Here is a 26,996-nt window from a genome sequence, read left to right as displayed (position 1 = left end):
GCATCGCGGCACAGAGGATAGAGAAGGAGGCCATCATGGCTTTGGACACCAATGGCGGCATCGCGCCCTATGAGGCGCCCGAAAAAGACCTTTACGAAATGGGCGAAATGCCTCCGCTCGGCTATGTGCCGAAGCAGATGTATGCCTGGGCCATCCGCAAGGAGCGTCATGGCGAGCCCGACACCGCGATGCAGCTGGAAGTCGTGGATACCCCGACGCTGGACAATCACGAGGTGCTGGTGCTGGTGATGGCGGCGGGCGTCAACTACAACGGTGTCTGGGCCGCGCTGGGCCAGCCGGTGAGCCCCTTTGACGGCCACAAGCAGCCGTATCATATCGCCGGCTCCGATGCCGCCGGCATCGTCTGGGCGGTCGGCGACAAGGTCAAGCGCTGGAAGGTCGGCGACGAGGTGGTGATCCACTGCAACCAGGACGACGGCGACGACGAGGAGTGCAACGGCGGCGACCCGATGTTCTCGCCCAGCCAGCGGATCTGGGGATACGAGACGCCGGACGGCTCGTTCGGGCAGTTCACCCGGGTGCAGGCGCAGCAGCTGATGCCGCGCCCCAAGCACCTGACCTGGGAGGAGAGCGCCTGTTACACGCTGACGCTGGCCACCGCCTATCGGATGCTGTTCGGTCACCACCCGCATGATCTGAAGCCGGGCCAGAACGTGCTGGTCTGGGGGGCCTCGGGGGGGCTTGGCTCTTACGCGATCCAGCTGATCAACACCGCCGGCGCCAACGCGATCGGCGTCATCAGCGACGAGGACAAGCGCGAGTTCGTCATGGGCCTGGGCGCCAAGGGCGTGATCAACCGCAAGGACTTCAACTGCTGGGGGCGCCTGCCCACCGTCAACACGCCGGAATATAACGCCTGGCTGAAAGAGGCGCGCAAGTTCGGCAAGGCGATTTGGGACATCACCGGCAAGGGTGTGAGCGTCGACATGGTGTTCGAACACCCGGGCGAGGCGACCTTTCCGGTGTCGTCGCTGGTCTGCAAGAAGGGCGGCATGGTTGTGATCTGCGCCGGCACCTCGGGCTTCAACTGTACCTTCGATGTCCGCTACATGTGGATGCATCAGAAACGGTTGCAGGGCTCGCATTTCGCGCATCTGAAACAGGCGGCATCGGCCAACCGGCTGATGCTGGAGCGGCGCCTCGATCCCTGCATGTCCGAGGTGTTCACCTGGGGCGACCTGCCGCAAGCGCACATGAAGATGCTGCGCAACGAGCACAAGCCGGGCAATATGTCGGTGCTGGTGCAATCGCCCAGAACCGGGCTGCGCACCTTTGAAGAGGTGCTGGAGGCCGGTCGCCGCTGAGACCGGCCGGAACCTGAAACCGGCCATATGCGCCGGAGACAAGACCCGCAGCGCAGATCGCGTTGCGGGTTTTTCCTTTTGGACCGGGTTTGCGCGTATTTTGATTATCAAATTGATAATTAAACATGTCGTGGTAATACTTCTATTATTAGTCAATAGCGGAATTTTTTATGCCACATCGGAACTGGATCCTTGCCGTTCTGGAGGATTTGCGCCTCTATTCCGAGAAACACGGATTGCCGGAATTGGGGCGGCAATTGGAACTGGCCCGACGGATCGCTACCCGGGAATTGCCGGCAGGGCGTGAGGGGGCGCAGGCGGGGGACATCTCGGGCGGTTCCGGCGATCCGGGTTGAGCGGTTCGGCGCGCCGCTTGATACTGGTGCCCGCCGCGGCAGCGGGGTAGGGTCGCGCCATGACCGCGCCGGCTATTACATTTTCCGAGGATCAGGCGACCGCCTTCGACAGCGTGGCCGAGATGCTGCGCGGCGCGGGGGTCGATCTGGAGAACGGCGCCCTGACGCCGCCTCAGGCGGCCGGGTCGGGGGTGCTGGCGCTGATCGGCAAGGCCGGCTCGGGCAAGACTTTGTTGCTGGCCGAGCTTTACAAGGCGCTGGAGGCGGCCGGGGTCGAGGTAGTTTCGGGCGACTATGAAGGGCGCAAACGGCGGGGGCGCCGCACGCTGGCAATCCTGGCACCGACCAACAAGGCGGCCAGTGTGCTGCGGTTTCGCGGTGTGCCGGCGACTACCATCCACCGCATTCTCTATACCCCCGTCTACGACCCGGAATACGAACGCATCGCCGAATGGCTGGCCGGCACCGGCGAGCGGCCCGAGATCGAGGGGCTGACCGATCTGGCGCTGGACCGCGCGGCGGCCTTTTATGCGGTCAACAAGTCGATTCCCGGCGCCCTGGCCGCCGCCGGCCTGCGCGGGTCCGATTTCATCACCGGCTGGAAACGGCGGGAGGATCCGCTGGACATCGGCTTTGTCGATGAGGCCTCGATGCTGGACGAGCGGCAATTCGGCGATCTGAAAGAGATTTTTCCCAATCTGCTGCTGTTCGGCGATCCGGCGCAGCTGGCCCCGGTGAACCAGTCGGGCGCGATGGTGTTCGACGCGCTGCCCGAGACCCGCAAGCTGGAGCTGCACCGCATTCACCGGCAGGAGGCCGACAACCCGATCCTGGATCTGGCCCATGCGCTGGCCGATCCGCAGCTGAGCTTTGAAGAGTTCGAGCGGATGGTCGAGCAGACCTCGCGGCGCGACGACCGGGTGGTCTGGGGGAGCCGGGTCGAGGTCGATCTGATGGCGCGCAGCCCGGTGCTGGTCTGGCGCAACGCCACGCGGATCCGGCTGATCACCGCCTTTCGCGCGGTTCACGGCGCGCCGGAGGACGACCTGTTGGCCGGCGAGCCGCTGATCTGCGACGGCATCGAGCTGCCGCTCAAACACCGCAAGAAACGGCTGGATCTCGAGGCGCGCGGTCTGATCAAGGGGGCGCAGGTGATCTATCTGGGCCCCGGACGCAAGCCGGGGTTCTCGCGGCTGCATGTGATCGGCGCCGAGGATCCGCAGGTCAGCGCGGCCACGATCATCAAGATCGAGAAGCCGGACGAGGAAGAGCCGTTCATTCCCTTTGCCGCGCGGATGGGGGCGACGTTCCTGCACGGGGCGGCGGTGACCATCCACAAGGCGCAGGGCAGCCAGTGGGACACGGTGCAGGTCTTTGCCCCCGACCTTTACGCGGCGGCGCGAATGGGCCGGGGCGAGGCCGGCCAACCGCTGTGGAAACGGCTGGCCTATGTGGCGATCACCCGGGCGCAGGAGCGGCTGATCTGGGTGGTGCGCAACCGGCTGTCCAAGCCGACCTACCCCCTGCGGGTGGACGATCTGCGCGCCGCCCCGGTGGCGGCGCTGGAACTGCAAGCGGAGGAGACATGAAGACCATACTGATCACCGGCGCCAGTTCCGGCATCGGCCGGGCGACGGCCGAGCTGTTCCTGGCCGAAGGCTGGCGCGTGGGCCTGCTGGCGCGCCGCGCCGCGGCGCTGGAGGAGGTCGCGGCGGGGCAGGCGGGCGCCGTGGTGCTGCCCGCCGATGTCACCGATCCGCAGGCGGTCGAGGCGGCCTTCGCCGATTTCGTCGCCCGTGCCGGGCGGCTCGACGTGCTGTTCAACAATGCCGGCATCTTCACCCCCGCCGGCACCATCGACGAGATCGCGCTGGACGACTGGTTCGCCTCGGTCAACGTCAACCTGACCGGTATGTTCCTGGCCGCGCGGTCGGCTTTCGCGGCGATGCGGGCGCAAAGCCCTCAGGGTGGGCGGATCATCAACAACGGCTCCATCGCCGCCCATGTGCCGCGGCCGCTGTCCACCCCCTATTCGGCGACCAAGCACGCGATCACCGGGCTGACGCGCAGCCTGTCGCTGGACGGGCGGCCCTTTGACATCGCCTGCGGCCAGATCGACATCGGCAACGCGCGCACGCCGATGGTCGAGGGGCTGATCGCCAAGCAGAAGGCAGACACCCCGGACGCGCCGCCGCCCGAGACCATGGCGGTCGAGGATGCGGCAAAATCGGTGCTGCACATGGCCAGTCTGCCGTTGGAGGCCAATGTTCAGTTCATGACCGTGATGGCGACCAGGATGCCCTATATCGGGCGGGGCTGACACCGCCGGTCAGCCGGTTGCGCCGGTCACCGGTTCCGCAGCATGGTGAAGGCGGCCGAGGCGCCCCAGCCGGCGACGATGGCGATCGCCAGCGACATCAGCCCGTAAAGGATCGGCTGCTGCCGCGACAGGACGAAAAGCCACCGCTCCAGCCCGACCTTGCGCACGTCGATCGTGGTTTCGTATTGCGACACCACCTTTCCCTGCCGGGTCAGAAAAATGCGCGCGGTGTAATCGCCCTCGGTAAGGTCGGCGGGCATGTCGATGGCGGTGCGGAACAGCGTCTGCTGATCGAGCGCGACCTTGCCCTCCAGCATCTGATAGAGCCCGGCCTGTTGCCGGATGCGGACCAGCGCCTCGGAGAAATGGGGGGCGTCGCGGATCTCCATCGGGGCGCCGACCGAGCGGATCGCGCGGCCGATACTGACCTTGTGGCGCAGATCCTCGGTATCGGTCAGCACGTCCTTCCACGCTCCGGTGGTGGCCACCGCATAGAACGAGGGGGCGGCGTCCACCTCGACCGCCTCGGCATTGACCCAGATGCCGAACCGGTGCGCCTTGCGCCGCACCAGCACCGGGTGCGAGGGGCCGGCGACGGTGATGACCACCTCCAGCGGTTCGGGCAGGATCGGCGTTTCGCGTTTGACCGCCCCGAAGATCAGGATCTCGGAGCCGTCGAAACTGGTGGTGATCGAAACCCGGTCGCTGGACAGGCCCAGCACGACCTCCTCCTGGGCCCGGGCGCCCAGCGGTATCATCAGCAGCAGGATGGCAAGCAGGCGCCGCATCGCTCAATGCCCCCCCGCGGGGCCGAGCGAATAGAGCTCGGCCGGTTGCAGCAGCAGGTCGGCGGCCAGCCTGCCGCAGACCACCAGAACCATCAGCGCCAGCAGGATGCGCAGCTGTTCTGCCTTGAGCTTCAGCCCGATCCGGGTGCCGATCTGCGCGCCGATCACGCCGCCCACCAACAGCAGCACCGCCAGAACGATGTCGACGGTATAGTTGGTGGTGGCGTGCAGCATGGTGGTGAACCCGGTGACCAGGATGATCTGGAACAGCGAGGTGCCCACGACCACCTTGGTCGGCATCCCCAGCAGGTAGATCATCGCCGGCACCATGATGAAACCGCCGCCGACCCCCATGATCGCGGCCAGGATGCCGACCGCTATGCCGATGCCGATGGGCGGGATCACCGAGATGTAAAGGCCCGAGGTGCGAAAGCGCATCTTGAACGGCAGCGCGTGCACCCAGCCGCGCTGGCGGCGTTTGGGTGTCGGGCCGGTGGCGCCGCGGGCCTTGCGCAGGGCGCGCAGGCTTTCCAGGAACATCAGCCCGCCGACCACGCCAAGGAACACCACATAACACAGACGCACCAGCAGATCGACCTGACCCAGGCTCCTGAGATAGTTGAAGATCACCACCCCCAGCGCGGCGCCGATCAGGCCGCCGGCCTGCAGCACCAGACCCATTTTGATGTCGACCGTGCGCCGTCGGAAATGTGCCAGCACGCCGGAAAAGGACGAGGCGACGATCTGGTTCGCCTCGGTCGCCACCGCCACCGCTGGCGGGATGCCGATAAAGAACAGAAGCGGCGTCATCAGGAACCCGCCGCCGACGCCGAACATGCCCGACAGAACGCCCACCAGTCCGCCGAGCCCGAGGAGAAGAAAGGCGCTGACCGATACTTCCGCGATTGGGAGGTAAACCTGCATGAGACCATCTAACTCCGCTTGTTCCGGCGATCAAAGGCGAAACCGGGTCCGAAAACGCACCGGCGGTCCGGGCGCGGGCGGGGGCGCGCCGGGCTCAATGCCGCCCCGGCTCGGACAGGTTGTAAAGTTCGGCCGGCTCGAACAGCAACTCCAGCGCCAGCTTGCCGCAGACCGCCAGCACCAGCGCGGCCAGCAGGACGCGCAGTTGCTCGGCCTTGAGCTTCAGCCCGATCTGCGTGCCGATCTGCGCGCCGATCACGCCGCCGAGGATCAGGTAGACCGCCAGCACGATATCCACCGTCTGGTTGGTGGTGGCATGCAGCATGGTGGTAAAGGCGGTGACAAAGATGATCTGGAACAGCGAGGTGCCCACCACCACCTTGGTCGGCATCCCCAGCAGATAGATCATCGCCGGCACCATGATGAAACCGCCGCCGACCCCCATGATCGCCGAGAGCACCCCCACCGACAGACCGACCAGCAGGGGCGGGATCACCGACATGTACTGGCCGGAGGTGCGAAAGCGCATCTTGAACGGCAGCGTATGGACCAGGGTGCGGGGGCGGCGCGGCGCCCGCGCGCCGGCCTGCGCGCCGCGCGCCTTGCGCAGGGCGTTGAGGCTTTCGACGAACATCAGCGCGCCGACGATGCCGAGGAAGACCACGTAGCAAAGCCGCACCAGCAGATCGACCTGGCCCAGGCTCTTGAGATAGTTGAAGACAAAGACGCCAAGGCCGGCGCCCACCAGCCCGCCTGCCAGAAGGACCGAACCCATGGTCAGATCGACGGTGCGCCGCCGGAAATGCGCCAGCACCGCGGAAAAGGACGAGGCGACGATCTGGTTGGCGCCGGTGGCCACCGCCACCGCGGGCGGCACACCGACGAAGAACAGAAGCGGTGTGATCAGGAAACCGCCGCCGACGCCGAACATGCCGGACAGTATGCCCACCAGCCCGCCGAGCCCCAGAAGCACGAATGCGTTCACGGAAACTTCGGCGATCGGCAGGTAGGTTTGCATGATCCCAGTTAGGCCCCGGCGCGCGAAAAGGTCAATCGCCAACCCGACCCGGAGGGGCCGCGTTCACCGTTCTTTCACATAGGGCTCGCCGCCTGCCCGCGGCGGGATCGCCTTGCCCACGAACCCGGCCAGAATGACCACCGTCAGGATATAGGGCAGCGCGTCCATCACCTGTACCGGGATCACCACGCCGCCCACGTCGATGTTCTGATAACGCAGCGCGATCGCCTGCAGAAACCCGAACAGCAGGCAGGCCCACATCGCCTGCCAGGGCCGCCACTTGGCAAAGATCAGCGCCGCCAGGGCGATGAAACCGCGCCCGGCGGTCATGTCCTTGACAAAACCCGCCTGCAGCGCGGTCGCCAGATAGGCCCCGGCGATGCCGCACAGCAGGCCGCAGATCGCCACGGCGGCATAGCGCAGCCCGACCACCGAGACACCGGAGGTGTCCACCGCCGCCGGGTTCTCTCCGACCGCCCGCAGGCGCAGGCCAAAGCGGGTGCGGAACAGCACCCACCAGGTCGCCGGCACCGCGAGGAAGGCCACATAGACCAGAATCGAATGGCCCGAGATCAGGTCGGAATAGACCTGGTGCAGCGGGTTGGTCCCGGCGATCAGTTCCGAGACCGGGCGACCGGTGGCCTCGGCATCCGCCGGTCCGATGGCGCCTGGAAACTCCAGCCCGCCGAACCGGCCGCCGCCGATCAGCGAGGGGGTGCGCCCGCCCTGACGGAACCAGTCCTGGGCGATCAGAACGGTCATCCCGGCGGCGAGGAAGTTGATCGCCACGCCGGAAATCAGCTGGTTGCCGCGAAAGGTGATCGAGGCCAGCCCGTGCAGCCCCGCCAGCACCATGGACGCGGCGATGCCCGCCAGCAGGCCCAGCCAGACCGAGCCGGTGACCGAGGCGATGGCCGCCGAAAAGAAGGCCGCCATCAGCATCTTGCCCTCAAGCCCGATGTCGAAGATGCCGGCGCGTTCGGAGAACAGCCCGGCAAGGCAGGCGAGCAGCAGCGGCGTGGACAGCCGCACAGTGCTGTCGAACACCTGGATGAGCGTCAGGAAATCCATCACGCGCGCCCCTTCCGCAGGCTGAGGAACAGTTTCTCGAGCGGCATCCGCACCATGTTGTCCAGCGCCCCGGTGAACAGGATCACCAGCGCCTGAATGACCACGATCAGCTCGCGCGGGATCGAGGTCCAGAGCGCGAGCTCGGCGCCGCCCTGATAGAGAAAGCCGAACAGGATCGCCGCCAGGAACACCCCGAACGGGTGGCTGCGCCCCATCAGCGCCACCGCGATACCGATGAAGCCCGCCCCCTCGGTTGCGTTCAGCACCAGCCGCTCGGCCTCGCCCATCACGTTGTTGATCGCCATCATGCCCGCAAGCCCGCCGGAGATCAGCATGGCGATCATGGTGATCCGCACCGGCGAGATACCGGCATAGAGCGCGCCGGTCTCGGAATGGCCATAGGCGCGGATCTCGTATCCCAGCCTTGTGCGCCAGATCAGCAGCCAGACCAGCACGCAGGCGGCGACGGCGACCAGCAGGCTGACGTTGGCCGGCGCGGCCTTGGAGAAATTGATCCCGATTGGGGCCAGCAGCTCGTGCAGGGTGGGCAGGTGCACCGGCTCGGGGAACCGCGCGGTGGCCGGATCCATCGAGCCCTGCGGCCGCATCAGGTTGACCAGAACATAGTTCAGCACCGCCGAGGCGATGAAGTTGAACATGATGGTGGTGATCACGATATGGCTGCCGCGCTTCGCCTGCAGCCAGGCTGGGATCGCCGCCCAGGCCGCGCCGAAGAGGGCGGCCAGCGTGCTGGCCCCGATCAGCGCCAGCGTCCAGTGCGGCCAGGGGACATAGAGGCACATCAGCGCCACGCCGAGCCCGCCCAGCATCGCCTGCCCCTCGCCGCCGATATTGAACATCCGCGCGTGGAAAGCCACCGCGACGGCGAGGCCGGTGAACATGAAATTGGTGGCGTAATACAGCGTATAGCCCCAGCCATAGGTCGACCCGAGCGCGCCGGAGACCATCAGCCTGACCGCCGCGACCGGATCCTCGCCGATGGCCAGGATGACCAGCGCCGAGAGCGCGGCGGCAAGGATCAGGCTGATCAGCGGGATCAGGACCACGTCGGCCCACTTTGGCATCTTGTCCATCAGCGGACCCCTTCGATTTCTGCGCCGACCCGGGGCCGCATCACGCCGCCTTGCCCGAGACGCCCGCCATCAGCAGGCCCAGTTCGGTCTCGTCGGTCTGAGCGGGCAGCCGTTCGCCCATCATCCGGCCGTCGAAGATCACCGCGATGCGGTCCGACAGCGACAGGATTTCGTCCAGCTCGACGCTGACCAGCAGGATCGCCGCGCCCTGGTCGCGCAGGGCGACGATCTGGCGGTGGATGAACTCGATCGCGCCGATGTCCACGCCGCGGGTGGGCTGGCCCACCAAAAGCAGGTCGGGGTTTCGCTCGATCTCGCGCGCCACGACGATCTTTTGCTGGTTGCCGCCGCTGAAATTCCTGGCGGTCAGCCAGGGGTCGGGCGGGCGGACGTCGAATTTCTCCATCTTGGCTTGGGTGTCGCGGCGCAGCGCGGCGTTGTCCATCAACATCGCGTTGCGCTGATAGGCCGGGTCGTGGTGATAGCCGAAGGCGACGTTTTCCCAGGCGTGAAACTCCATGATCAGGCCTTCGCGCTGGCGGTCCTCGGGCACATGGGCCAGGCCCGCGGCGCGGCGCGACTGGCCGTCGGAGCCGCGCCCCTCCAGCGCCAGCGGCACGCCGTTCAGCATCACCGTGCCGGCGCCGGGACGCATGCCGCCCAGCACCTCCAGCAGTTCCGACTGGCCGTTGCCGGCCACCCCGGCCACGCCGAGGATCTCGCCGGCGCGCACGGTCAGATCTATGCCCTTGACGCGCTCCACCCCCTGCTGGTCGCGCACCCGCAGGTTTTGCACCTCCAGCACGGTCTTGCCGGGGGAGGCAGGCGCCTTGTCGACCCGCAACAGCACCTTGCGGCCCACCATCAGTTCGGCAAGCTCATCGGGGCCGGTCCCGGCGGTCCTGACCGTCGCCGTCATCTCGCCGCGGCGCATCACGCTCACGGTATCAGTGATCTCCATGATCTCGCGCAGCTTGTGGGTGATCAGGATGATGGTCTTGCCCTCGGCGCGCAGCCGGTCGAGGATGCGGAACAGCTGATCTGCCTCCGCCGGCGTCAGCACCCCGGTGGGTTCGTCGAGGATCAGGATATCGGCCTGCCGGTAGAGGGCCTTGAGGATCTCGACCCGCTGCTGCATGCCGACGCCGATCCGGTCGATGCGCGAGTCCGGGTCGACGTTGAGTTCGTATTCCACCGCCAGTTCGCCAAGGATCTTGCGGGCCTTGGCCAGCGACGGGCGCAGCAGCCGGCCGTCCTCGGCGCCTAGCACGACGTTTTCCAGAACGGTGAAATTCTCCACCAGCTTGAAATGCTGGAACACCATGCCGATGCCGGCGGCGATGGCGGCCTGGCTGTCGGGGATCTCGGTTCTTTTCCCGTTGATGAAAATCTCGCCGGCGTCGGCCTTGTAGAAGCCGTAAAGGATGCTCATCAGCGTGGATTTGCCGGCGCCATTCTCGCCGATGATGCCGTGGATGGTGCCCGGCATCACCCGGATCGAGATGTCCTTGTTGGCCTGCACCGGGCCGAACGCCTTGGAGATGCCGCGCAGTTCGATGGCTGGCGATGTGCCGGTCATGTGGCCCCCTGCTGAAAACGCGGGCCGTGCAGTGCGATCCGCACGGCCCGCTGGACTTGCTATCGGGTCCGGATCAGAAATCCAGAACCGGGCAGCTGTCGTTCTCGTAGTAGCTGGTGACCTTCAACTCGCCGCTGATGATCTGTTCGCGCGCGGCGTCCACGGCGGCCTTCATCTCGGGGCTGATCAGCGCGGCGTTGTTGTCGTCCAGCGCATAGCCGACGCCGTCCTCGGCCAGGCCCAGCACGAACACCCCGGTTTCCACTTCGCCGCCGGCCTTCATGGCGTCATAGACCGCCACATCGACGCGCTTGAGCATCGAGGTCAGCACCTTGCCCGGATGCAGGTGGTTCTGGTTGCTGTCCACCCCGATCGAGAGGATCCCCTCGTCGGCGGCGGTCTGAAGCACGCCCACGCCGGTGCCGCCGGCGGCGGCATAGACCACATCCGCGCCCTGACTGATCTGCGCCTTGGTCAGCTCGGAGCCCTTCACCGGATCGTTCCAGGCCGCCGGCGTGGTGCCGGTCATGTTGGCGATGATTTTCGCATCCGGGCTGACCGACTTGACGCCCTGCGCATAGCCGCAGCCGAAGTGGCGGATCAGCGGAACGTCCATGCCGCCGACAAAGCCGACGGTGCCGGATTTCGAGGCCATCGCGGCCAGCATCCCGACCAGATAGGACCCCTCATGCTCGGCAAAGCCGATCTGGCGGATGTTGTCGCCGGCGATCCAGGTCACGTCGACCACCACGAATTTGGTATCCGGGTAATCGGGGGCGACGTTGCTCAGCGGGTCGGCCATGGCAAAGCCCATGGTGATGATCGGGTTGGCGCCGGCCTCGGCGAAACGGCGCAGCGCCTGCTCGCGCTGGGCCTCCGACTGCAGTTCGATCTCGCGGAAGCTGCCGCCGGTCTCATCGGCCCAGCGTTGCGCCCCGGTGAAGGCGGCCTCGTTGAAGCTCTTGTCGAACTTGCCGCCAAGGTCAAAGATCAGGGCCGGTTCGGCCAATGCGGCGCCGGCGCTCAGGGCCATTGCGGCAGCGGCCCCCATCAGGGATTTCAAAAGGGTCATCATTATACTCCCGGTTGATTTTTCTAATTGCGGCGCGCCGTCGGTCCGGTTGGGCGAATACCGGCGCGCCGATCATCTTGACCCGCCAATTTAGGACGCAGCAGAGGCGAGCGGTCAACCCGCTTTTGACCATATGGTTCAGGATTCTGCGGGCTGACCCGAGGGCAACCGGCAGGACATGAGCACGGCGTCGGCGGCGACGGCTCCCGGGCGCGGGTAGTATCCGCGGCGCAAACCGCTGCGGTGGAACCCCATCGCCTCGTAGAGCGCCAGCGCGGCGGCGTTGTCATGCGCCACCTCGAGAAAGGCCTGCGCCGCACCGCGCCTTGCCGCCTCGGCCATCCAGGCGGCCATGCAGGTCCGCGCACGGCCCTGACGGCGGTGATCGGGATGGGTGGCGATGGTCAGCAGCTCCGCCTCGTCCGCGATCACCCGGACGAGCGCGAAACAGGCGCTGTCCCCGAGGGCAAACGTGCCCGGCAAGGACAACAGCGCGGCGAACTCATCGGCCCGCCAGGGGCGGGACTGTCGGAAGGCGGCGGCGTGGGTCATCGCCATCTCTTCGGGGGTCGGCTGGACGCTCATCGCGCCGGCGTCAGTCCAGCAGCACCGGCGGCGCCTCGCGCGAGGGGGCGGCGTCGGCGGCGCGGATATAGAGCGGTCTGGGCGGGGCGATGTCGGTTCCGATCCGGCGCGCGGCGATGCGGGCGATCGCCTCGGCCAACGGATGGGCGGGGGAAAGGGCGCGCCCGCCGGTCAGCCGCGCCAGCGCCTCGGCCTCCGCCCCGATCACGTCGAGGCCGCTGTCGCGCAGATCCTCGCGCAGATCCTCGGGTAAGTCTTCGGGCTGCACCGGTCCCAGCGGCGCGCCGCCGGGGGCCTGCAGATAGACCGCCCCGCGCGGCGCCGCGACGGCGGTCAGCACCGGCGCGCGCGCGCCCTCGCGCAGCGCCTCGAAGGTTGAAACGCCGATCGCGGGGGCGGGCAGCGCCAGCGCCAGCCCGCGGGCGGCCGAGACGGCGATGCGGATGCCGGTGAAATTGCCCGGGCCGACACCGACGCCGATGGCGGAGAGGTCGGCCCAGTGCGCGCCGGCCTCGGTCAGCAGCTCTTCGAGCAGGGGAAACAGCCGTTCGGCCTGGCCACGGCCCATGTCCTCGCCGCGCGTGACAAGGATCTTTCCGCCCGACAGCAAGGCGGCCGCGCAATGCGCGGCCGAGGTGTCGAAAGACAGGATCAGGGGGTCTTGCGCCATGGGGGCGGCCGGTCCGCCGGTCAGACCGCGACCGGGCGCACCTCGATCACTTCGGGGATGTAGTGGCGCAGCAGGTTCTCGATCCCCATCTTCAGGGTCAGGGTCGAGGACGGGCAACCGGCGCAGGCGCCCTGCATGTGCAGGTAGACCACGCCGCGGTCAAAGCCGTGAAAGGTGATGTCGCCGCCGTCCTGCGCCACGGCGGGGCGCACGCGACTGTCCAGCAGCTCCTTGATCTGGCCGACGATCTCGGAATCCTCGCCACTGAACTCGGCATGGCCCGAGGCGCTGTCCTCGCCCTCCATCACCGGGGCGCCGGACTGGTAATGCTCCATCACCGCGCCGAGGATGGCGGGCTTGATGTGATCCCATTCGACATCGTCGCGTTTGGTGACGGTCACGAAGTCATTGCCGAAGAAGACGCCGGTCACACCGCTCACGGAAAAGATACGGGTCGCCAGCGGCGATTTTTCCGCCGCCTCGGTCGAGGCGAAATCGGCGGTGCCTGCCTCGAGCACGGTCTGGCCGGGCAGAAATTTCAGCGTTGCAGGGTTCGGGGTCGATTCGGTCTGGATGAACATCTGACATGCACCTTTGCTGAGTTGTTTCCTATATGCGACTCCAGCGGCAGGCCGTCAAGGTTTGGAATGGTTCTAAGAAACCCCGGACAGGCCGGTCAGGTGATCGCCTCGAGCTTTTCCTTGCTCAGATCGCCGGGCACGATGGTGATCGGGATCGGCAGGCTGCCGGCGGTCTTGGTCAGCTGGGTGACCAGCGGCCCCGGCCCCTTGCGACCGGTGCCCGCGCCAAGCACCAGCACGCCGATGCTGGGGTCGTCCTGAACCTGGGCGATGATCTCATCGACCGGTTGGCCTTCGCGGATCACCAGTTCGGGATCGACATTCTGCTTGTCGCGCATCCATTTGGCGAAGACCTCGAAATGGGCGTGGATCCGTTCGCGCGCCTCTTCGCGCATCACCTCTCCGACGCCGATCCAGTGGTTGAACTCCTCCGGCGGAATCACCGACAGGATCGCCACGCCGGCCCCGGTATGGGCGGCGCGCATCGCGGCGAAGCGCATGGCGTTCAGGCATTCGCGGCTGTCATCCAGCACGACGAGAAATTTGCGCATTTGGGGCCTCTCCTTGACGCGGATGATGCCCGATGGCCCGGGGGCAGGCAAGCACGGGGTTTTCCGCGCCTCAGCGCTCGGATGCCGCCCAGTCCCAGTACATCTCGCGCACGCGCCGGGTCACCGGACCCACCTGATACTGATTTTCTTCAAAGGCGGTCACCGGGGTCACCTTGCTGAAATTGCCGGAGAGAAAGATCTCGTCAGCCTCTTCGAAATCCCTGAAGGTCAGCACCGTCTCATGCACCGTCATGCCGTCGGCGCGCATGTTTTTCATATGCCGCGCCCGGGTGATGCCGGCGAGGAAGGTGCCGTTGGCGATCGGGGTGAACACCTCGCCGTCCCTGACCATGAACACATTGGCGGTGGCGGTTTCGGCGACATTGCCCGTGGCGTCGGCCACCAGCGCATTGGCAAAGCCCTTGGAGCGGGCCTCGACCAGCATCCGGGCGTTGTTGGGGTAAAGACAGCCGGCCTTGGCGTTGCAGACAGCGTTTTCCAGAACCGGACGGCGGAACCGGGTGCGGGTCAGCGTGGTGCCGGCCTCGGGCGGGGGCATCGGGATTTCTTCCAGACAGATGGCAAATCCGGTCTCGTCGGTCCGGGGCACCAGCGCGGTCTCATCTCCGTTGATGCCCCAGTACATCGGGCGGATATAGACCGCCGCGTCGGGACCATAGGACTTGAGCCCCTCTTTCACGATCTCGACCATCTCATCGGTATCGACCGTGGGATTCAGCATCATCGCGCTGGCCGAGCGGTTGATGCGGGCGCAATGGGCGTCGAGATCCGGCGTCAGCCCCTCGAACAGCCGCGCCCCGTCGAACACCCCCGACCCCAGCCATGCACCGTGATCGGCGGCACTCATGATCGGGGTGTCGCCGTTGTGCCAGGTGCCATTGAAATAGGTGCGGATGTTTGTGCCGGTCGCCATGGGGTTCTCCTTGTCTGCCGAGCGGACACTAGGAAGAAGCCGGGGGAAGGTCTAGGGGGCTGATGTCGCGGGGCGCGTGACCGTGCGTAGCGTCGCCGGGGTCACCAGGTTCCCCGCATCGGCAGCGCGGCGCGCCGCACCATGGTCCGCAGCGCGAAGTTGGAGCGCAGGTTGCGGATGCCGGGGATCTGCATCAGCCGGTTTTCCAGAAACGCGTCAAAGGCGGTCAGATCGGCGCAGACGACCCGCAGCAGGATATCGCGCGAGCCGGTCATCAGATAGCATTCCATCACCTCGTCGCAGGCGCCGATGGCGCGTTCGAAGGCGTCGATGGCGGCGCGGTCCTGTCGGCTGAGTTCGACCGAGACGAAGACCGAGATGGGCAGGCCGAGCTTTTCGGCATCGACCCGGGCGCCGAACCCGGTGATCACGCCATCCGCCTGCAACTTGTCCAGCCGCCGCGCACACGGGGTGGGCGAAAGGCCCACCGCCTCGGCCAGATCGGCAATCTTCATGCGCCCGTCGCGCTGGAGGCTGCGGACGATTCTGCGGTCTATGGCATCCATGGGTGAAGCCTCCAATCTGACGTTCGTTATTAGCGGAAATCGCTAACATTATTTGATCTTGCGCGCAAACTTGGTGAAAACCGCTCCCTCGCTCATGGCAGAACCGCGACATAACGACAGGGAGTCATCAGATGGAAATCACCGAGATCGCCGCGCCGGAGCATGAACGTGTGGTGCGGGTCCGCGACACCGCCAGCGGCCTTGCCGGCATCATCGCCATTCACTCCACCCGGCTGGGGCCGGCGGCGGGCGGGCTGCGGATGCGCACCTATGCGGATGAGGCCGCCGCGCTGGAGGATGCGCTGCGACTGTCGCGGGGCATGAGCTTCAAGAACGCCGCTGCGGGCCTGCCGCTGGGCGGCGGCAAGGCGGTGATCCTCGGCGATCCGGCCCGCGAAAAGAGCCCGGCGCTGCTGGCTGCCTTCGGCCGCGCGGTCGAGGCGCTGGGCGGGCGCTACTGGACCGCCGAGGACATGGGGATGACCCCCGCCGACATGACCCGGATCGGGCAGGAGACCACCTATGTCGCCGGTCTGCCCAATGGCCCGTTTGCCAGCGGCGATCCGTCACCGATCACCGCGCGGGGCATCTTCAACGCGATCCGCACCACCGCGCGGCACCGGTTCGGCACGCCCGATCTCGGCGGCCGCCGGTTGGCGGTGCAGGGGCTGGGCCATGTGGGGCTGCACCTGTGCGCGCTGCTGTACGGGGCCGGGGCGTCGCTGACCGTGGCGGATATCCATGAGGCGGCGGTGCGCGAGGCGCAGGAGCGGTTCGGCGCGCAGGCTGTGGCGCCCGAAGCGATCCTGGGGGTGGAGGCGGATATCCTCGCCCCCTGCGCCATCGGGGCGATCCTGAACGAGACCACCATTCCCGGGCTGCGCGTGCAGGCGGTGGCCGGGGGCGCGAACAACCAGCTGGCCACGGCGCAGGACGGGCGGCGGTTGCAGGACCGCGGCATTCTCTACGCGCCGGATTTCGTGGCCAATGGCGGCGGCATCATCAATGTGGCGACCGAGATCCTGCGGATCTCCGGGGGCGAGGCCTGGGTGGCGGAGAAGCTCGCCGCGCTGGATGCGACGCTGGACCGGATCCTGACCCGGGCGGCGGCGCTGGGGGTCAGCCCGAATGAGGTGGCCGAGGGGATCGCAGCCGAGCGGCTGTCGCGCAAAGCGGCCTGAGCGGCGCGCAACCCGTACAGAAAACGGCCCGGAACGTGGGAAACGTCCGGGCCGTGGTTCTTGTGGTCAGAAGGGCGCGATCAAAGCTCGACCGGCGGCACCAATCCGACGATGTCATAGGTCTGGCGCAGGATCGGCGCGGTGATCGCGCGGGCGCGTTCGGCGCCGCGGGTCAGGATGCGGTCGATCTCGTCCTGCTCGCCCATCAGGCGGCTCATCTCCTCGGCGATCGGGGCCAGCTTGGCCACCGCCAGATCGGCCAGCGAGGGCTTGAAGGTGGCGAAGTTCTGGCCGGCGTGATCGGCGATCACCTGTTCCACCGGCATATCGGCCAGCGCGGCGTAGATATTGACCAGGTTGCGGGCCTCGGGGCGCTCGTCCAGCTCATCGGTATTGTCGGGCAGCGGCTCGGGGTCGGTCTTGGCCTTGCGGATCTTCTTGGCGATGGTGTCGGCATCGTCGGTCATATTGATCCGGGAGGCATCCGAGGGATCGGATTTCGACATCTTTTTCGAGCCGTCGCGCAGCGACATCACCCGGGTCGCGGCACCTTCGATCACCGGCTCGGTCAGCGGGAAGAAATCGACGCCGTAGTCGTGGTTGAACTTGGCGGCGATGTCGCGGGTCAGTTCCAGGTGCTGTTTCTGATCCTCGCCCACCGGCACATGGGTGGCGTGATAGATCAGGATGTCGGCGGCCATCAGCGAGGGGTAGGCGAACAGCCCGAGCGAGGCGTTCTGCGCGTTCTTGCCGGCCTTGTCTTTCCACTGGGTCATGCGCTGCATCCAGCCCATGCGCGCGACGCAGTTGAAGATCCAGGCAAGCTGGGCGTGTTCGGGCACCTGGCTCTGGTTGATCAGGATCGACTTTTCCGGGTCGAGGCCGGAGGCGATGAAGCCGGCGCAGAGCTCGCGCGTGGCGCGGCGCAGATCGGCCGGATCCTGCCAGACGGTGATCGCGTGCAGGTCGACCATGCAATAAATCGACTCGATGCCCTCGTTCTGCGCGGCGGCGAACCGCTTGAGCGCGCCGAGATAGTTGCCCAGGTGCAGGTTGCCCGAGGGCTGGATCCCGGAAAACACCCGCGGCGTGAACGTGGTCTCGGTCATCTTGCGACAACTCCCGTCTGGATAAATGGACCTGTGTCGCTTACCCATGCCTCCAGGTGGCGTCAACAGGCGCCGGCAGTCAGGCGCGCGAGGAGATCGGACCATGAAGCAAGAGCCGCATAACGGGGCGGTCAATCCGCTGCCGCCGGTGGTGGCGGCGCTGTTTCTGGTGATCATGGGTATCGAGGTGGCGTTTTTCCTTGGCGCGCGGGGACTTGTGGGCGGACCGGCGGCGGTGGGATGGCGGCTGTCGGCGTTGCAGAGTTATGGGTTCTCGGGCGAGATATTCGACTGGATGTGGCTGACCGGGACCTGGCCGGTCGCGCATCTGATCCGGTTTGTGTCCTACCCGTTCGTGCACGGATCGTTTACCCAGTCATTGTTCGTCGGCGTGTTCGTTCTGGCCATGGGCAAGATGGTGGCCGAGATCTTCGGCAGCCTGGCGATGCTGGCGATCTTCGTGGTTTCGGCAGTGGGTGGTGCGCTGGCCTATGCGGCGTTGCTGAATGATCCGGCCTGGCTGATCGGCGGGTTCCCGGCGGTCTACGGGCTGATCGGGGCGTTCACCTTTATCCTCTGGCGGCGGCTGGGCGCGGTGGGGGCGAACCAGTCCCGCGCGTTTTCGCTGATCGCGATGCTGATGGGCATCCAGCTGGTGTTCGGCCTGATCTTCGGCGCCAGCGCCGATTGGGTCGCCGATCTGGGCGGCTTTGCCACCGGGTTCGTGCTGTCGTTCTTTGTCTCGCCCGGCGGCTGGGCGCGGATGCGCGGGAAGATCCGCCACGAGTGACGCCGCTGACGGCAGGCATTCATTCGGATTGAGGGGCCGCCCGGCGTTGCTGCCGGGCGGCCGGTTGGTTCAGGGCGCGCGCCCTGATTGGCAGGCGCGGCCCCTTGTTCTATTGGAGCGGCTCTATTTCTTCATCGGGCAGGTGCTGAGGCCCAGCACCTTGTACAGCGGGCAATGACCCGCCAGACCGGTCAGCAACGGGATCAGCCCGACCAGACCCCACATGGTCTTGGGTCCGATAAAGATCAGCGACAGCAGGACCAGCCCGACGATGACGCGCAGGGCGCGGTCGATGGTGCCTTCGTTGCGCAGCATGACATATTCCTTCCGAGAATCAGCCAAAGATGCCGGGATGATAGCGGGAAATCGCCCCGCCGTCCCGGCCGTCGTCGCTGGCCTCAGCCCTTGCGGCGCAGGGCGCGGGCGAATTCCGACAGGCGTACCGCGCCGATCACATGGGCGGTGCCAAAATAGACCACGATCCCCAGCCCGACCAGCCCGGCCAGCGCCAGATAGCGCAGACCGCCGGTGTTGAGCGCCGCATCCAGCGCCCGGGCAGCAACCCAGAGGCACACGCCCATCACCGCAGAGGCCAGGCAGATGCGCCAGATGCGGGTGCGAAAGCGGGCGTCGAAGCGGGCGACATCGCCGAACCGCCGGCCGCCGCGCGCCAGCAGCAGCACCATCGCCCAGCCCGCCGCAGTGGTGGCCACCGCCGGGGCGATCCAGCCCAGCAGCGGCGACAGCCCGATCGCGGCGGCGGCGTTCAGCGCCATCGCCGCCAGCGCGTAGTGGAACGGTGTCGTGGTGTCCTCGCGGGCGAAGAACAGCGGTTGCAGGATCTTTTGCAGCACGAAGGCGGGCAGGCCGAGGCCATAGATCGCCACAGCCTGGGCGATGGCGGCGCTGTCGGCGGCCGTGGTCTCGCCGCGCTGGAACAGCACCGAGACCAGCGGCAGCGGAATCACCACCAACGCCACCGCAGAGGGGATGGTCAGCGCCAGCGACACCTCGCCGGCGCGGGAAAACGCATGGCGCCCGCCGCCGTCGTCCTTTGCCGCCAGCCGGCGCGAGAGGTCGGGCAGCAGCACCACGCCGATGGCGATGCCGACGACGCCGAGGGGCAACTGATAGAGCCGGTCGGCGGCATAGAGCCAGCCCACCGCGCGGTCGAAATAGCTGGCCACTTGCTGGCCGACCAGCAGGTTCACCTGGACCACCCCGCCCGCCAGCGCGGCGGGCACCGCGACGCGCACCAGTTGGGCCAGCTCGGGCGTCCAGCGCGGGCGGCGCGGGCGCAGGGCAAATCCCGCCTTTGCCGAGGCCCGCCAGACCAGCGCCAGCTGCGCCACACCCGCCACCGGGATCGCCCAGATCAGCGTGCGCGCGACGTCGCCGCCCAGCCAGTGCGCCGCCGCCATCGCCGAAACCAGGATCACGTTCAGCAGCACCGGGGCCGCCGCCGCGGCGGCAAAGCGGCCGGTGGCGTTGAGGATGCCCGAGAACAGCGCCGCCAGCGAGATGAACAGGATATAAGGAAAGGCGATGCGCCCGAACTCCGCCGACAGCTCGAACTGTTCCTGGCCGGAAAAGCCGCTGGCCATGGCGAAGATCAGCCAGGGCATCGCCGCCTGGGCGATCAGGGTCAGAAGGATCAGCACCGAGGCCAGCCCGCTCAGGGCGTCCTCGGCGAAGGTTTGGGGATGTTCCTCGGTCTCGAAGCGTTTCGAGAACATCGGAACGAAGGCCATGTTGAAGGCGCCCTCGGCGAAGAAGCGGCGGAACATGTTGGGCAGCCGGAACGCCACCACATAGGCCTCGTAGAGCGGGCCGGTGCCCAGCAGCGCCAGGATCATCGCGTCGCGGACAAAGCCCAGTACGCGGCTGGCCAGCGTCCAGACGCCGACGGTGAAGAACCCGGCCATCAGGCGGATCGGTTTCATAGGGCCCTCGTCCTAACCGGGGCCCGGCGCGGGGCCGCCTTGTTCACTGCTCGGCCCAGCTTTAGCCGCCCGGGGGCGCCGGGGGAAGGGGCGTATGCCTAGGTTCCGGCGCGTTCGGCCCCCTCGGCGATGGCCTGCCGCAACTTGGCCTCGAGCGACTTCTGCTTGGCCTTGGAGTGGTATTTCAGCCCGAACATGTCCTTGACGTAGAAGGTATCGACCACCTGCTCGCCATAGGTCGCGATCACCGCGTTGGCGATATAGACATTGGCCGAGGCCAGCGCCCGGGCCAGATCGTAGAGCAGGCCGGGACGGTCGCGGGTGTCGACCTCGATGATGGTGTAGATGTCCGAGCCGTCGTTGTCGAAGGTGATATGGGTCGGCACGTTGAAGGCCCGCTCGCGCTTGCGGATCTTGTCGCGGGTCTTCAGCGCATCGCGCGCGACCACCTCGCCCTTGAGGGTCTTGTGGATCATCTGGGTCAGGCGCGGCAGGCGGGCGGCCTCGAACGGGTGGCCGTCGGCATCCTGAACCCAGAAGGCATCGGTGACGTAGCCGTCCTTGGTGGTATAGCTGCGCGCATCGACCACATTGGCCCCCACCAGCGCCAGCGCACCGGCGATGCGGGCGAAGATGCCGGGATGGTCCACCATCACGAAACAGGCGCGGGTGGCGTCGCGGTCCTCGTCGGGATAGAGGCGGATCACGATCTCGGCCGGGTCGTCCTTGTCCTCGAGCGCGCGCAGCATCTCGGCGAAATCAACATGCGCGGTAAGATGCAGCCCCTGCCAGTAGGGCGGGTAATGGCGCCCGGTCTCGGTCTTGAGCACGGGTTTGGGCCAGTCGGGCAGGGCGTCGCGCAGGGCCTTCTTGGCCTCGGCGCCGCGGTTTTCGCGGGTCAGATCCTCCATCCCCGTCTCCAGCGCGCGGCGGGTCTGGCGATACAGCGCGCGGATCAGCGCCGCCTTCCAGTTGTTCCAGGTGGTGGGGCCGACGCCGCGGATGTCGCAGACCGTCATAACCGTCAGCAGGTCCAGCCGCTTGACCGTCTGCACCGCCTTGGCGAAATCGCGCACCGTGCGCGGGTCGGCGATGTCGCGTTTCTGCGCCATGTCCGACATCAGCAGGTGATAGCGCACCAGCCATTCCACGGTTTCGCTTTCGCTCTTGTTCAGGCCCAGCCGGGGCGCAACTTCGCGGGCGATCCTGGCGCCGAGGATCGAGTGATCCTCGGGCCGGCCCTTGGCGATGTCATGCAGCAGCAGCGCCACATAAAGCACGCGCCGGTTGACCCCGCGTTCGAGGATGTTGGAGGCGATCGGCAGGGCCTCGGTCAACTCGCCCTTTTCCAGTTTGGCCAGTTGCGCGATGCATTGGATGATATGTTCGTCAACCGTGTAGCTGTGATACATGTTGAACTGCATCATCGCCACGATCGGCTCGAATTCCGGGATGAAGGCGGCGAGCACGCCAAGCTCGTTCATCCGGCGCAGCGCGCGTTCGGGGTTGCCGTGCCGGAGCATCAGGTCGAGGAAGATGCGGCGCGCCTCCTTGTCGGTGCGCATCCCGTCGTCGATCAGGTGCAGATTGGCGGTGACCAGGCGCATCGCGTCGGGGTGGATCAGCATGCCGGTGCGCAGCCCCTCCTCGAACAGCCGCAGCAGGTTCACCTTGTCGGCCAGAAACGCCCCGGGATCGGCGATGGCCAGGCGGTTGTTGATCACCTCATAGCCGGCGCGGACACGCGGGCGGCGGCGAAAGATCCGCTCCAGCAGCGGTTCGTTCTTGAGGTGGATCGCCTCCAGCTTGGTCAGGAAGATCCGGGTCAGATCGCCCACCGCGGTGGCTTCGCGGAAGTAGCGCTGCATGAAGATCTCGACGCCGCGGCGTCCGGCGCGGTCGCGATAGCCCATGCGCTCGGCCACCTCGACCTGCAGATCGAAGGTGAGCTGCTCGGTCGGCCGCCCGGTGATCAGGTGCATATGCGCCCGCACCGCCCAGAGAAAGTCCTCGGCCTGGACGAAACGGTCGAATTCGTCGGGCCGGAACACCCCCAGCGGCACCAGTTCGGCGGCGTCCTGCACGCTGTGGATGTACTTGGCGATCCAGAACAGCGATTGCAGGTCGCGCAGCCCGCCCTTGCCCTCCTTGACGTTGGGCTCGACCACATAGCGTTCGCCCTGTTTGCGGTGGCGCGCCTCGCGCTCGGAGAGCTTGGCCTCGATGAAGGCGCGCGCGCCCTCCGAGAACAGCTCGTTCCGCAGCCGGGTCTCGAACTCGCTGGCCAGCGGCGCGTGACCGGCGAGAAAGCGATGCTCCAGCATCGCGGTGCGAATCGTGAAATCCTCCTGCCCCAGGCGGATGCAATCGCGGATGGTGCGGCTGGCATGGCCGACCTTCAGCTTGATGTCCCACAGGGTGTAGAGCATGGATTCGATCACGCTCTCGGCCCAGGCGGTGATCTTGTAGGGGGTCAGGAACAGCAGATCGACGTCGGAATAGGGGGCCATTTCGCCGCGGCCATAGCCGCCGACGGCGATCACCGCGATACGTTCGGCCAGCGTCGGGTTGGGCAGCGGATGCAGATAGGCGGTGGCCAGATGCAGCGCCGCGGTCACCAGCCCGTCGGTCAGGTAGGTATAGGAGCGGGTCAGCGGCCGCGCCGCGAAGGGCTGTTCGGCAAAGGCCGCTGCGATGGCGGCGCGTCCGGTCTCCTGCGCGGTGCGCAGGACGTTCACCACCTCGGCCCGCAGCGCGGCCGGCTCGGGGCTGGCCGCGGCAGCGGCGTCGATCCGCGCCCGCACGGCGGCGGCATCGAAGATGACCTGTGGCGCACAGATCAGCTGTCCGGAGGGAACCGGCAGGATGTTGTCCGCGAGGGCGGGCGCGCCCGGGGCCGGATCAGAAGCCGGCGCCGGAGAAGCTGGTCGGGGCAGGGTCAATCACAACCACCTGTTTGTTCTGGATCGCGGCCACAGCGAGGCCGCGCTCATTGGTGCCGTCCGGGCGCAGCCGGAAGATGCCGCCGACGCCCTTGAAACCGGCATTCTGGGTCAGCGCGGCCCCGGTCAGCGCGTCCGATTTGCCGGCGCCCACCAGCGCGCCGATCGCCGCGATGCCGTCATAGGCCAGACCGCCGATCGGATGCGGCGGGCCGCCGTAGGCATGGGCATAGCGGTCGCGGAACTGGGCCGTCAGCACCGGATCGGGCAGCGCGAACCAGCCGCCCTGAACGCCGGGCAGGGAGAGGGTCTGGGCCGGGATGTCCCAGCGCGTGAGGCCGATGTACTGCGTGGTCTGCGGCGCCACGCCGGCTTCGGGCAGCAGTTGCGACAGCAGCGGCAGCGCCCCGGCGGTCGTGGCGGTGAAAAAGACCGCGTCGGCGCCCTGGTTCTGGACCGCGTCGCGGATCGCGGGCACCGCGTTGATCACGCCCTGCTGCGACAGCTCGTGGGCGACGGCGCCGGCCTCCTGCGCGCCGGTCTCGGCCAGCGCGGCGCGGATCGCATTGCGCCCGAGCTGGCCCGACACGTCGGTGCCGTGCACGATCAGGATATTGCCCTTGCCCTGGCGGGCGGCAAAGCCGGCCAGACGCCGCGCGGTATTCTCGAAGGTGGGGCCGAGCACGAAGACGTTGCCGCCGGCGATGGTCGGGTTGTTGGAAAACGACAGCACGTTGATCTGGCGCCCCGCCACCGCGAGCCCGGCGGCGTTGGCGGCCTCGGCATAGACCGGGCCGAGGATGAGGCGCGCGCCTTCGCTCACCGCCTGCGAGGCGACGGCGGCGGCGGTGGTGGCCTCGCCCCTGGTGTCGTAGACGCGCAGGTCGATCTGCACGTTCTTCAGATCGGCGATGGCCAGGCGCGCGGCGTTCTCGAGGCTTTGCGCCAGCACCGCATCGCCGCTGTTGCCCGAGCCTTGCGGCACCAGCAGCGCGACCGGGACCGGTTTGGAGGTGTTGATCATCGGCCCGCCGCCGCCACCGGCGATATTGGTGTCGCAGGCCGCCAGCAGCGCGGCCGCGGTCAGGGCAAGAACGGCCAGCGCCGCCTTGCGGGCGGTGGTTAAAACGGCAAACATGGCGTAACGAACTCCCTGATCCGGCGGAATGGATGTGCTGTGGCAATCGGCCTTGGATCATAAACGTCTGAAAGGTCGGGTCCAGCGTGAATCACCAAAAAGTCAGTTTGTCCGCCGGGCTGTATTTCGTCGCCACGCCGATCGGGACGGCGCGGGACATCACGCTGAGGGCGCTGGACATCCTGTCCTCGGCCGATGTGATCGCGGCCGAGGACACCCGCAGCCTGCGCCGGCTGATGGAAATCCACGGTGTGCCGTTGGCGGGGCGGCGGATCGTGGCCTATCACGATCACAGCGGTGTACAGGCGCGGGCAAGGCTGCTGGCGGCGCTGGGCGAGGGGCGTTCGGTCGCCTATGCGTCCGAGGCGGGCATGCCGCTGATCGCCGATCCGGGATACGATCTGAGCCGGGCGGCATCGGAGGCGGGATATGCGGTGACCGCCGCACCGGGCCCCTCGGCGGTGACGACGGCGCTGACGCTGGCCGGGCTGCCCACCGACGCGTTCTTTTTCGACGGCTTTTTGCCCAACGCCAAGAGCGCCCGGCGCGCCCGGCTGGAGGCTCTGCGCGATATCCCCGGCACGCTGGTGTTTTACGAATCGCCAAAGCGCGCGGCGGCGAGCCTGGCGGACATGGCCGAGGTGCTGGGGGGCGAACGGGCGGCGGCGCTCTGCCGGGAGCTGACCAAGAAATTCGAACAGGTGCGCCGCGGCACGCTGGAGGCACTGGCCCTGGGCGCCGCCGAGGATCCGCCGCGCGGCGAGATCGTGATCCTGGTGGATCGCGGACATTTACCGATCGTTAGCGCATCCGAAATAGAGTCCGATCTGCGCGCGGCGCTCGAGGATCATTCCGTGCGCGACGCCGCCGACCTGGTGGCGCGCATGCATGGGCAGAAACGCCGCGAGGTGTATCAGCTTGCGCTGAAGCTGTCGAAAGGGTGACGGGATGCTGGATTTCGGCCGGGACGCCGATCAGGAGGTCGATCAGGACGCCGATCAGGACGTGTGCCAGGATGTGGGCCAACCGGGTTCTGCCGGACCCGTCGCGGGGCGGCGCGACCGGGGGCTGCGGGCCTATCTGTCGGGGGAGGCGGCCGAGTTGCGCATCGCCCGCGACTACGAACGGCGCGGGTTTGCGATTGACCGGCGGCGCTGGCGCGGACGGGGCGGCGAGATCGACCTGATCGCGCGCCATGGCGGGGGGGTTGTTTTCATCGAGGTGAAATCGGCACGGGATTTCGCCACCGCCGCCGAGCGGCTGGGCGCGCGTCAGATGCGGCGGCTCTACACCGCGGCCAGCGAGTTTCTCGAAGGGGAGCCGGCCGGTCAGCTGACCGAGGCGCGGTTCGACGTGGCGCTGGTCGACGGGCGCGGCGCCTATCAGATCGTCGAGAACGCTTTTGGCGCCTGATCGCCGCTGACCCCCATTGATCCCCCGGGCCGGCTGGGCCATGTATCTTGCGACCAAGCCGTCGCAGACAGCCGCAGACAGCCGCACACAGGGGACCTGCCCATGAAAATCGCCTTTCAGATGGACCCGATCGGGGCCGTGGACATCAATGCCGACAGCAGCTTCCGGCTGGCCGAGGAGGCACAGGCGCGGGGGCATGAGCTGTTTTTCTACGGGCCAGACCAGCTGGCCTATCAGGAGGGGCGGATCACCGCGCGCGGCCATGACTTCACGGTGCAGCGGATCCCGGGCGACCCGGCGGTTCTGGGCGCGGCGCGTGAGGTCGATCTGGCCGAGTGGGACGTGGTCTGGCTGCGCCAGGATCCGCCCTTCGACATGCATTACATCACCTCGACCCATCTGCTCGACCGCTTGAAGGGGCAGGCGCTGGTGGTGAACGATCCGTTCTGGGTGCGCAACTATCCCGAAAAGCTGCTGGTGCTGGATTTCCCGCATCTGACCCCGCCGACCACCATCGCCCGCGACCTGTTCACCATCCGGGCGTTCAAGGAGAAGCATGGCGACATCATTCTGAAACCGCTCTACGGCAACGGCGGGGCAGGGGTGTTCCGGCTGGACGCCAATGACCGCAACCTGAGTTCGCTGCATGAGCTCTTTACCGGGTTCAGCCGCGAGCCGCTGATCGTGCAGAAGTTCCTGCCGGATGTCAGCAATGGCGACAAGCGGGTGATCCTGGTCGACGGCGCGCCGGTGGGCGCGATCAACCGGGTGCCGGCGGCGGGCGAGACGCGCTCGAACATGCATGTGGGCGGTCGGCCCGAGAAGATCGGGCTGACCGCGCGCGATCTGGAGATCTGCGCCGCCATCGGTCCGCTGCTGAAAGAAAAGGGCCAGGTGTTTGTCGGCATCGACGTGATCGGCGACTACCTGACCGAGATCAACGTGACCTCGCCCACCGGCATTCAGGAACTGGAGCGTTTCGACGGCATCAACGTCGCCGAAATGATTTGGGAGGCGGTCGAAGCGCGGGTGCGGTGAGCGGTTCG

The 26,996-nt window shown here is 67.1% G+C and carries 27 protein-coding genes; 9 read left to right on the top strand and 18 right to left on the bottom strand.

Features of this window, described 5'->3' with window-relative positions; genetic code table 11:
• Positions 1–35: 35 nt before the first annotated feature.
• The 4 genes from ccrA to E1832_RS19215 all read left to right on the top strand — a co-directional run bounded on the left by ccrA (position 36) and on the right by E1832_RS19215 (position 4,001).
• Positions 36–1,325, top strand: coding sequence for a crotonyl-CoA carboxylase/reductase (gene ccrA / locus E1832_RS19230; protein ID WP_133361401.1), 1,290 nt, complete (start codon positions 36–38; stop codon positions 1,323–1,325).
• A gap of 170 nt (positions 1,326–1,495) precedes the next feature.
• Positions 1,496–1,681, top strand: a complete 186-nt coding sequence (locus E1832_RS19225) for a hypothetical protein (RefSeq protein WP_133361400.1) — start codon at positions 1,496–1,498, stop codon at positions 1,679–1,681.
• A gap of 59 nt (positions 1,682–1,740) precedes the next feature.
• A complete protein-coding gene (locus E1832_RS19220; RefSeq protein ID WP_133361399.1) occupies positions 1,741–3,270 on the top strand; it encodes an ATP-dependent DNA helicase in 1,530 nt (509 codons plus the stop codon).
• Positions 3,267–4,001: an SDR family oxidoreductase gene (locus E1832_RS19215; protein WP_133361398.1), complete on the top strand. Its 735-nt coding sequence runs from the start codon at positions 3,267–3,269 to the stop codon at positions 3,999–4,001. The genes E1832_RS19220 and E1832_RS19215 overlap by 4 nt, the downstream gene beginning before the upstream one ends.
• A gap of 26 nt (positions 4,002–4,027) precedes the next feature.
• On the opposite strand, the gene E1832_RS19210 is transcribed toward E1832_RS19215, so the two are convergent.
• The 13 genes from E1832_RS19210 to E1832_RS19150 all read right to left on the bottom strand — a co-directional run bounded on the left by E1832_RS19210 (position 4,028) and on the right by E1832_RS19150 (position 15,434).
• The gene (locus E1832_RS19210) at positions 4,028–4,789 is read right to left on the bottom strand and encodes a TIGR02186 family protein (RefSeq protein WP_133361397.1); all 762 of its coding nucleotides are present in this window, start codon (positions 4,787–4,789) and stop codon (positions 4,028–4,030) included.
• Between the two features lie 3 nt (positions 4,790–4,792).
• Complete coding sequence (locus E1832_RS19205) at positions 4,793–5,713, bottom strand: sulfite exporter TauE/SafE family protein (RefSeq protein ID WP_133361396.1); 921 nt, start codon at positions 5,711–5,713, stop codon at positions 4,793–4,795.
• Positions 5,714–5,807: 94 nt separating this feature from the next.
• Positions 5,808–6,731: a sulfite exporter TauE/SafE family protein gene (locus E1832_RS19200; RefSeq protein WP_133361395.1), complete on the bottom strand. Its 924-nt coding sequence runs from the start codon at positions 6,729–6,731 to the stop codon at positions 5,808–5,810.
• Between the two features lie 63 nt (positions 6,732–6,794).
• Positions 6,795–7,802: an ABC transporter permease gene (locus E1832_RS19195; RefSeq protein WP_133361394.1), complete on the bottom strand. Its 1,008-nt coding sequence runs from the start codon at positions 7,800–7,802 to the stop codon at positions 6,795–6,797.
• The gene (locus E1832_RS19190) at positions 7,802–8,896 is read right to left on the bottom strand and encodes an ABC transporter permease (RefSeq protein WP_133361393.1); all 1,095 of its coding nucleotides are present in this window, start codon (positions 8,894–8,896) and stop codon (positions 7,802–7,804) included. Before E1832_RS19190 ends, E1832_RS19195 begins: the two co-directional genes overlap by 1 nt.
• 40 nt (positions 8,897–8,936) lie before the next feature.
• Positions 8,937–10,475 carry an ABC transporter ATP-binding protein gene (locus E1832_RS19185; RefSeq protein WP_133361392.1) on the bottom strand — a complete coding sequence of 513 codons (1,539 nt, stop codon included), beginning with the start codon at positions 10,473–10,475 and terminating at the stop codon, positions 8,937–8,939.
• 73 nt (positions 10,476–10,548) lie between these two features.
• On the bottom strand, positions 10,549–11,547 hold the full coding sequence (locus tag E1832_RS19180; RefSeq protein ID WP_133361391.1) for a BMP family lipoprotein: 999 nt from the start codon (positions 11,545–11,547) through the stop codon (positions 10,549–10,551).
• Positions 11,548–11,685: 138 nt separating this feature from the next.
• Positions 11,686–12,132, bottom strand: a complete 447-nt coding sequence (locus tag E1832_RS19175; RefSeq protein ID WP_245514051.1) for a GNAT family N-acetyltransferase — start codon at positions 12,130–12,132, stop codon at positions 11,686–11,688.
• A gap of 10 nt (positions 12,133–12,142) precedes the next feature.
• Positions 12,143–12,802: a tRNA (adenosine(37)-N6)-threonylcarbamoyltransferase complex dimerization subunit type 1 TsaB gene (tsaB, locus tag E1832_RS19170; protein WP_133361390.1), complete on the bottom strand. Its 660-nt coding sequence runs from the start codon at positions 12,800–12,802 to the stop codon at positions 12,143–12,145.
• A 20-nt stretch (positions 12,803–12,822) separates the two neighbouring features.
• Positions 12,823–13,383, bottom strand: a complete 561-nt coding sequence (locus E1832_RS19165; protein ID WP_133361389.1) for a NifU family protein — start codon at positions 13,381–13,383, stop codon at positions 12,823–12,825.
• 95 nt (positions 13,384–13,478) lie between these two features.
• Complete coding sequence (locus E1832_RS19160) at positions 13,479–13,934, bottom strand: universal stress protein (RefSeq protein ID WP_133361388.1); 456 nt, start codon at positions 13,932–13,934, stop codon at positions 13,479–13,481.
• Between the two features lie 70 nt (positions 13,935–14,004).
• Positions 14,005–14,868, bottom strand: a complete 864-nt coding sequence (locus E1832_RS19155) for a branched-chain amino acid aminotransferase (protein WP_133361387.1) — start codon at positions 14,866–14,868, stop codon at positions 14,005–14,007.
• Positions 14,869–14,969: 101 nt separating this feature from the next.
• Positions 14,970–15,434 (bottom strand): Lrp/AsnC family transcriptional regulator, encoded by a 465-nt coding sequence (locus tag E1832_RS19150; protein WP_133361386.1) that lies wholly within the window; start codon positions 15,432–15,434, stop codon positions 14,970–14,972.
• A 131-nt stretch (positions 15,435–15,565) separates the two neighbouring features.
• Here E1832_RS19150 and E1832_RS19145 point away from each other — a divergent pair, with 131 nt between their 5' ends.
• Positions 15,566–16,615, top strand: a complete 1,050-nt coding sequence (locus E1832_RS19145) for a Leu/Phe/Val dehydrogenase (protein ID WP_133361385.1) — start codon at positions 15,566–15,568, stop codon at positions 16,613–16,615.
• 80 nt (positions 16,616–16,695) lie between these two features.
• On the opposite strand, the gene trpS is transcribed toward E1832_RS19145, so the two are convergent.
• Positions 16,696–17,724: a tryptophan--tRNA ligase gene (trpS, locus tag E1832_RS19140; protein ID WP_133361384.1), complete on the bottom strand. Its 1,029-nt coding sequence runs from the start codon at positions 17,722–17,724 to the stop codon at positions 16,696–16,698.
• 103 nt (positions 17,725–17,827) lie between these two features.
• On the opposite strand from trpS, the gene E1832_RS19135 reads away from it, so the two are divergent.
• A complete protein-coding gene (locus E1832_RS19135; RefSeq protein WP_133361383.1) occupies positions 17,828–18,514 on the top strand; it encodes a rhomboid family intramembrane serine protease in 687 nt (228 codons plus the stop codon).
• A gap of 123 nt (positions 18,515–18,637) precedes the next feature.
• Here the strand turns inward: E1832_RS19135 and E1832_RS19130 are convergent, their stop codons facing one another.
• From E1832_RS19130 to E1832_RS19115, 4 genes are all read right to left on the bottom strand, one after another.
• Positions 18,638–18,829, bottom strand: a complete 192-nt coding sequence (locus E1832_RS19130; protein WP_133361382.1) for a YgaP family membrane protein — start codon at positions 18,827–18,829, stop codon at positions 18,638–18,640.
• Positions 18,830–18,912: 83 nt separating this feature from the next.
• The gene (gene murJ / locus E1832_RS19125) at positions 18,913–20,457 is read right to left on the bottom strand and encodes a murein biosynthesis integral membrane protein MurJ (RefSeq protein WP_133361381.1); all 1,545 of its coding nucleotides are present in this window, start codon (positions 20,455–20,457) and stop codon (positions 18,913–18,915) included.
• Between the two features lie 98 nt (positions 20,458–20,555).
• Complete coding sequence (locus E1832_RS19120) at positions 20,556–23,399, bottom strand: [protein-PII] uridylyltransferase (RefSeq protein ID WP_133361380.1); 2,844 nt, start codon at positions 23,397–23,399, stop codon at positions 20,556–20,558.
• Entirely contained in the window at positions 23,359–24,537 is a 1,179-nt protein-coding gene (locus E1832_RS19115) for a penicillin-binding protein activator (protein ID WP_133361379.1), read from the bottom strand. Before E1832_RS19115 ends, E1832_RS19120 begins: the two co-directional genes overlap by 41 nt.
• Positions 24,538–24,623: 86 nt before the next feature.
• Between E1832_RS19115 and rsmI the strand changes: the two genes are divergently transcribed.
• The 3 genes from rsmI (at position 24,624) to gshB (ending at position 26,988) form a co-directional block, all read left to right on the top strand.
• Positions 24,624–25,481, top strand: coding sequence for a 16S rRNA (cytidine(1402)-2'-O)-methyltransferase (rsmI, locus tag E1832_RS19110; protein ID WP_133361378.1), 858 nt, complete (start codon positions 24,624–24,626; stop codon positions 25,479–25,481).
• Positions 25,482–25,485: 4 nt separating this feature from the next.
• The gene (locus E1832_RS19105) at positions 25,486–25,950 is read left to right on the top strand and encodes a YraN family protein (protein WP_133361377.1); all 465 of its coding nucleotides are present in this window, start codon (positions 25,486–25,488) and stop codon (positions 25,948–25,950) included.
• Positions 25,951–26,052: 102 nt separating this feature from the next.
• Complete coding sequence (gene gshB, locus E1832_RS19100) at positions 26,053–26,988, top strand: glutathione synthase (RefSeq protein ID WP_133361376.1); 936 nt, start codon at positions 26,053–26,055, stop codon at positions 26,986–26,988.
• The last annotated feature ends 8 nt before the right edge of the window (positions 26,989–26,996 follow it).

The sequence above is a fragment of the Antarcticimicrobium luteum genome (genome assembly GCF_004358185.1).
GTDB lineage: Bacteria > Pseudomonadota > Alphaproteobacteria > Rhodobacterales > Rhodobacteraceae > Antarcticimicrobium > Antarcticimicrobium luteum.
The sequence above is the reverse complement of the archived record's forward strand: the minus strand, read 5'-3'. Positions and strand labels throughout refer to the sequence as shown.

What these genes read in the sequence shown, in the direction of transcription:
- ccrA (WP_133361401.1), top strand. Translation starts at nt 36, where the DNA reads ATGGCTTTGGACACCAATGGCGGCATCGCGCCCTATGAGGCGCCCGAA.
- E1832_RS19225 (WP_133361400.1), top strand. Translation starts at nt 1,496, where the DNA reads ATGCCACATCGGAACTGGATCCTTGCCGTTCTGGAGGATTTGCGCCTC.
- E1832_RS19220 (WP_133361399.1), top strand. Translation starts at nt 1,741, where the DNA reads ATGACCGCGCCGGCTATTACATTTTCCGAGGATCAGGCGACCGCCTTC.
- E1832_RS19215 (WP_133361398.1), top strand. Translation starts at nt 3,267, where the DNA reads ATGAAGACCATACTGATCACCGGCGCCAGTTCCGGCATCGGCCGGGCG.
- E1832_RS19210 (WP_133361397.1), bottom strand. Translation starts at nt 4,789, where the DNA reads ATGCGGCGCCTGCTTGCCATCCTGCTGCTGATGATACCGCTGGGCGCC.
- E1832_RS19205 (WP_133361396.1), bottom strand. Translation starts at nt 5,713, where the DNA reads ATGCAGGTTTACCTCCCAATCGCGGAAGTATCGGTCAGCGCCTTTCTT.
- E1832_RS19200 (WP_133361395.1), bottom strand. Translation starts at nt 6,731, where the DNA reads ATGCAAACCTACCTGCCGATCGCCGAAGTTTCCGTGAACGCATTCGTG.
- E1832_RS19195 (WP_133361394.1), bottom strand. Translation starts at nt 7,802, where the DNA reads ATGGATTTCCTGACGCTCATCCAGGTGTTCGACAGCACTGTGCGGCTG.
- E1832_RS19190 (WP_133361393.1), bottom strand. Translation starts at nt 8,896, where the DNA reads ATGGACAAGATGCCAAAGTGGGCCGACGTGGTCCTGATCCCGCTGATC.
- E1832_RS19185 (WP_133361392.1), bottom strand. Translation starts at nt 10,475, where the DNA reads ATGACCGGCACATCGCCAGCCATCGAACTGCGCGGCATCTCCAAGGCG.
- E1832_RS19180 (WP_133361391.1), bottom strand. Translation starts at nt 11,547, where the DNA reads ATGACCCTTTTGAAATCCCTGATGGGGGCCGCTGCCGCAATGGCCCTG.
- E1832_RS19175 (WP_245514051.1), bottom strand. Translation starts at nt 12,132, where the DNA reads ATGAGCGTCCAGCCGACCCCCGAAGAGATGGCGATGACCCACGCCGCC.
- tsaB (WP_133361390.1), bottom strand. Translation starts at nt 12,802, where the DNA reads ATGGCGCAAGACCCCCTGATCCTGTCTTTCGACACCTCGGCCGCGCAT.
- E1832_RS19165 (WP_133361389.1), bottom strand. Translation starts at nt 13,383, where the DNA reads ATGTTCATCCAGACCGAATCGACCCCGAACCCTGCAACGCTGAAATTT.
- E1832_RS19160 (WP_133361388.1), bottom strand. Translation starts at nt 13,934, where the DNA reads ATGCGCAAATTTCTCGTCGTGCTGGATGACAGCCGCGAATGCCTGAAC.
- E1832_RS19155 (WP_133361387.1), bottom strand. Translation starts at nt 14,868, where the DNA reads ATGGCGACCGGCACAAACATCCGCACCTATTTCAATGGCACCTGGCAC.
- E1832_RS19150 (WP_133361386.1), bottom strand. Translation starts at nt 15,434, where the DNA reads ATGGATGCCATAGACCGCAGAATCGTCCGCAGCCTCCAGCGCGACGGG.
- E1832_RS19145 (WP_133361385.1), top strand. Translation starts at nt 15,566, where the DNA reads ATGGAAATCACCGAGATCGCCGCGCCGGAGCATGAACGTGTGGTGCGG.
- trpS (WP_133361384.1), bottom strand. Translation starts at nt 17,724, where the DNA reads ATGACCGAGACCACGTTCACGCCGCGGGTGTTTTCCGGGATCCAGCCC.
- E1832_RS19135 (WP_133361383.1), top strand. Translation starts at nt 17,828, where the DNA reads ATGAAGCAAGAGCCGCATAACGGGGCGGTCAATCCGCTGCCGCCGGTG.
- E1832_RS19130 (WP_133361382.1), bottom strand. Translation starts at nt 18,829, where the DNA reads ATGCTGCGCAACGAAGGCACCATCGACCGCGCCCTGCGCGTCATCGTC.
- murJ (WP_133361381.1), bottom strand. Translation starts at nt 20,457, where the DNA reads ATGAAACCGATCCGCCTGATGGCCGGGTTCTTCACCGTCGGCGTCTGG.
- E1832_RS19115 (WP_133361379.1), bottom strand. Translation starts at nt 24,537, where the DNA reads ATGTTTGCCGTTTTAACCACCGCCCGCAAGGCGGCGCTGGCCGTTCTT.
- E1832_RS19105 (WP_133361377.1), top strand. Translation starts at nt 25,486, where the DNA reads ATGCTGGATTTCGGCCGGGACGCCGATCAGGAGGTCGATCAGGACGCC.
- gshB (WP_133361376.1), top strand. Translation starts at nt 26,053, where the DNA reads ATGAAAATCGCCTTTCAGATGGACCCGATCGGGGCCGTGGACATCAAT.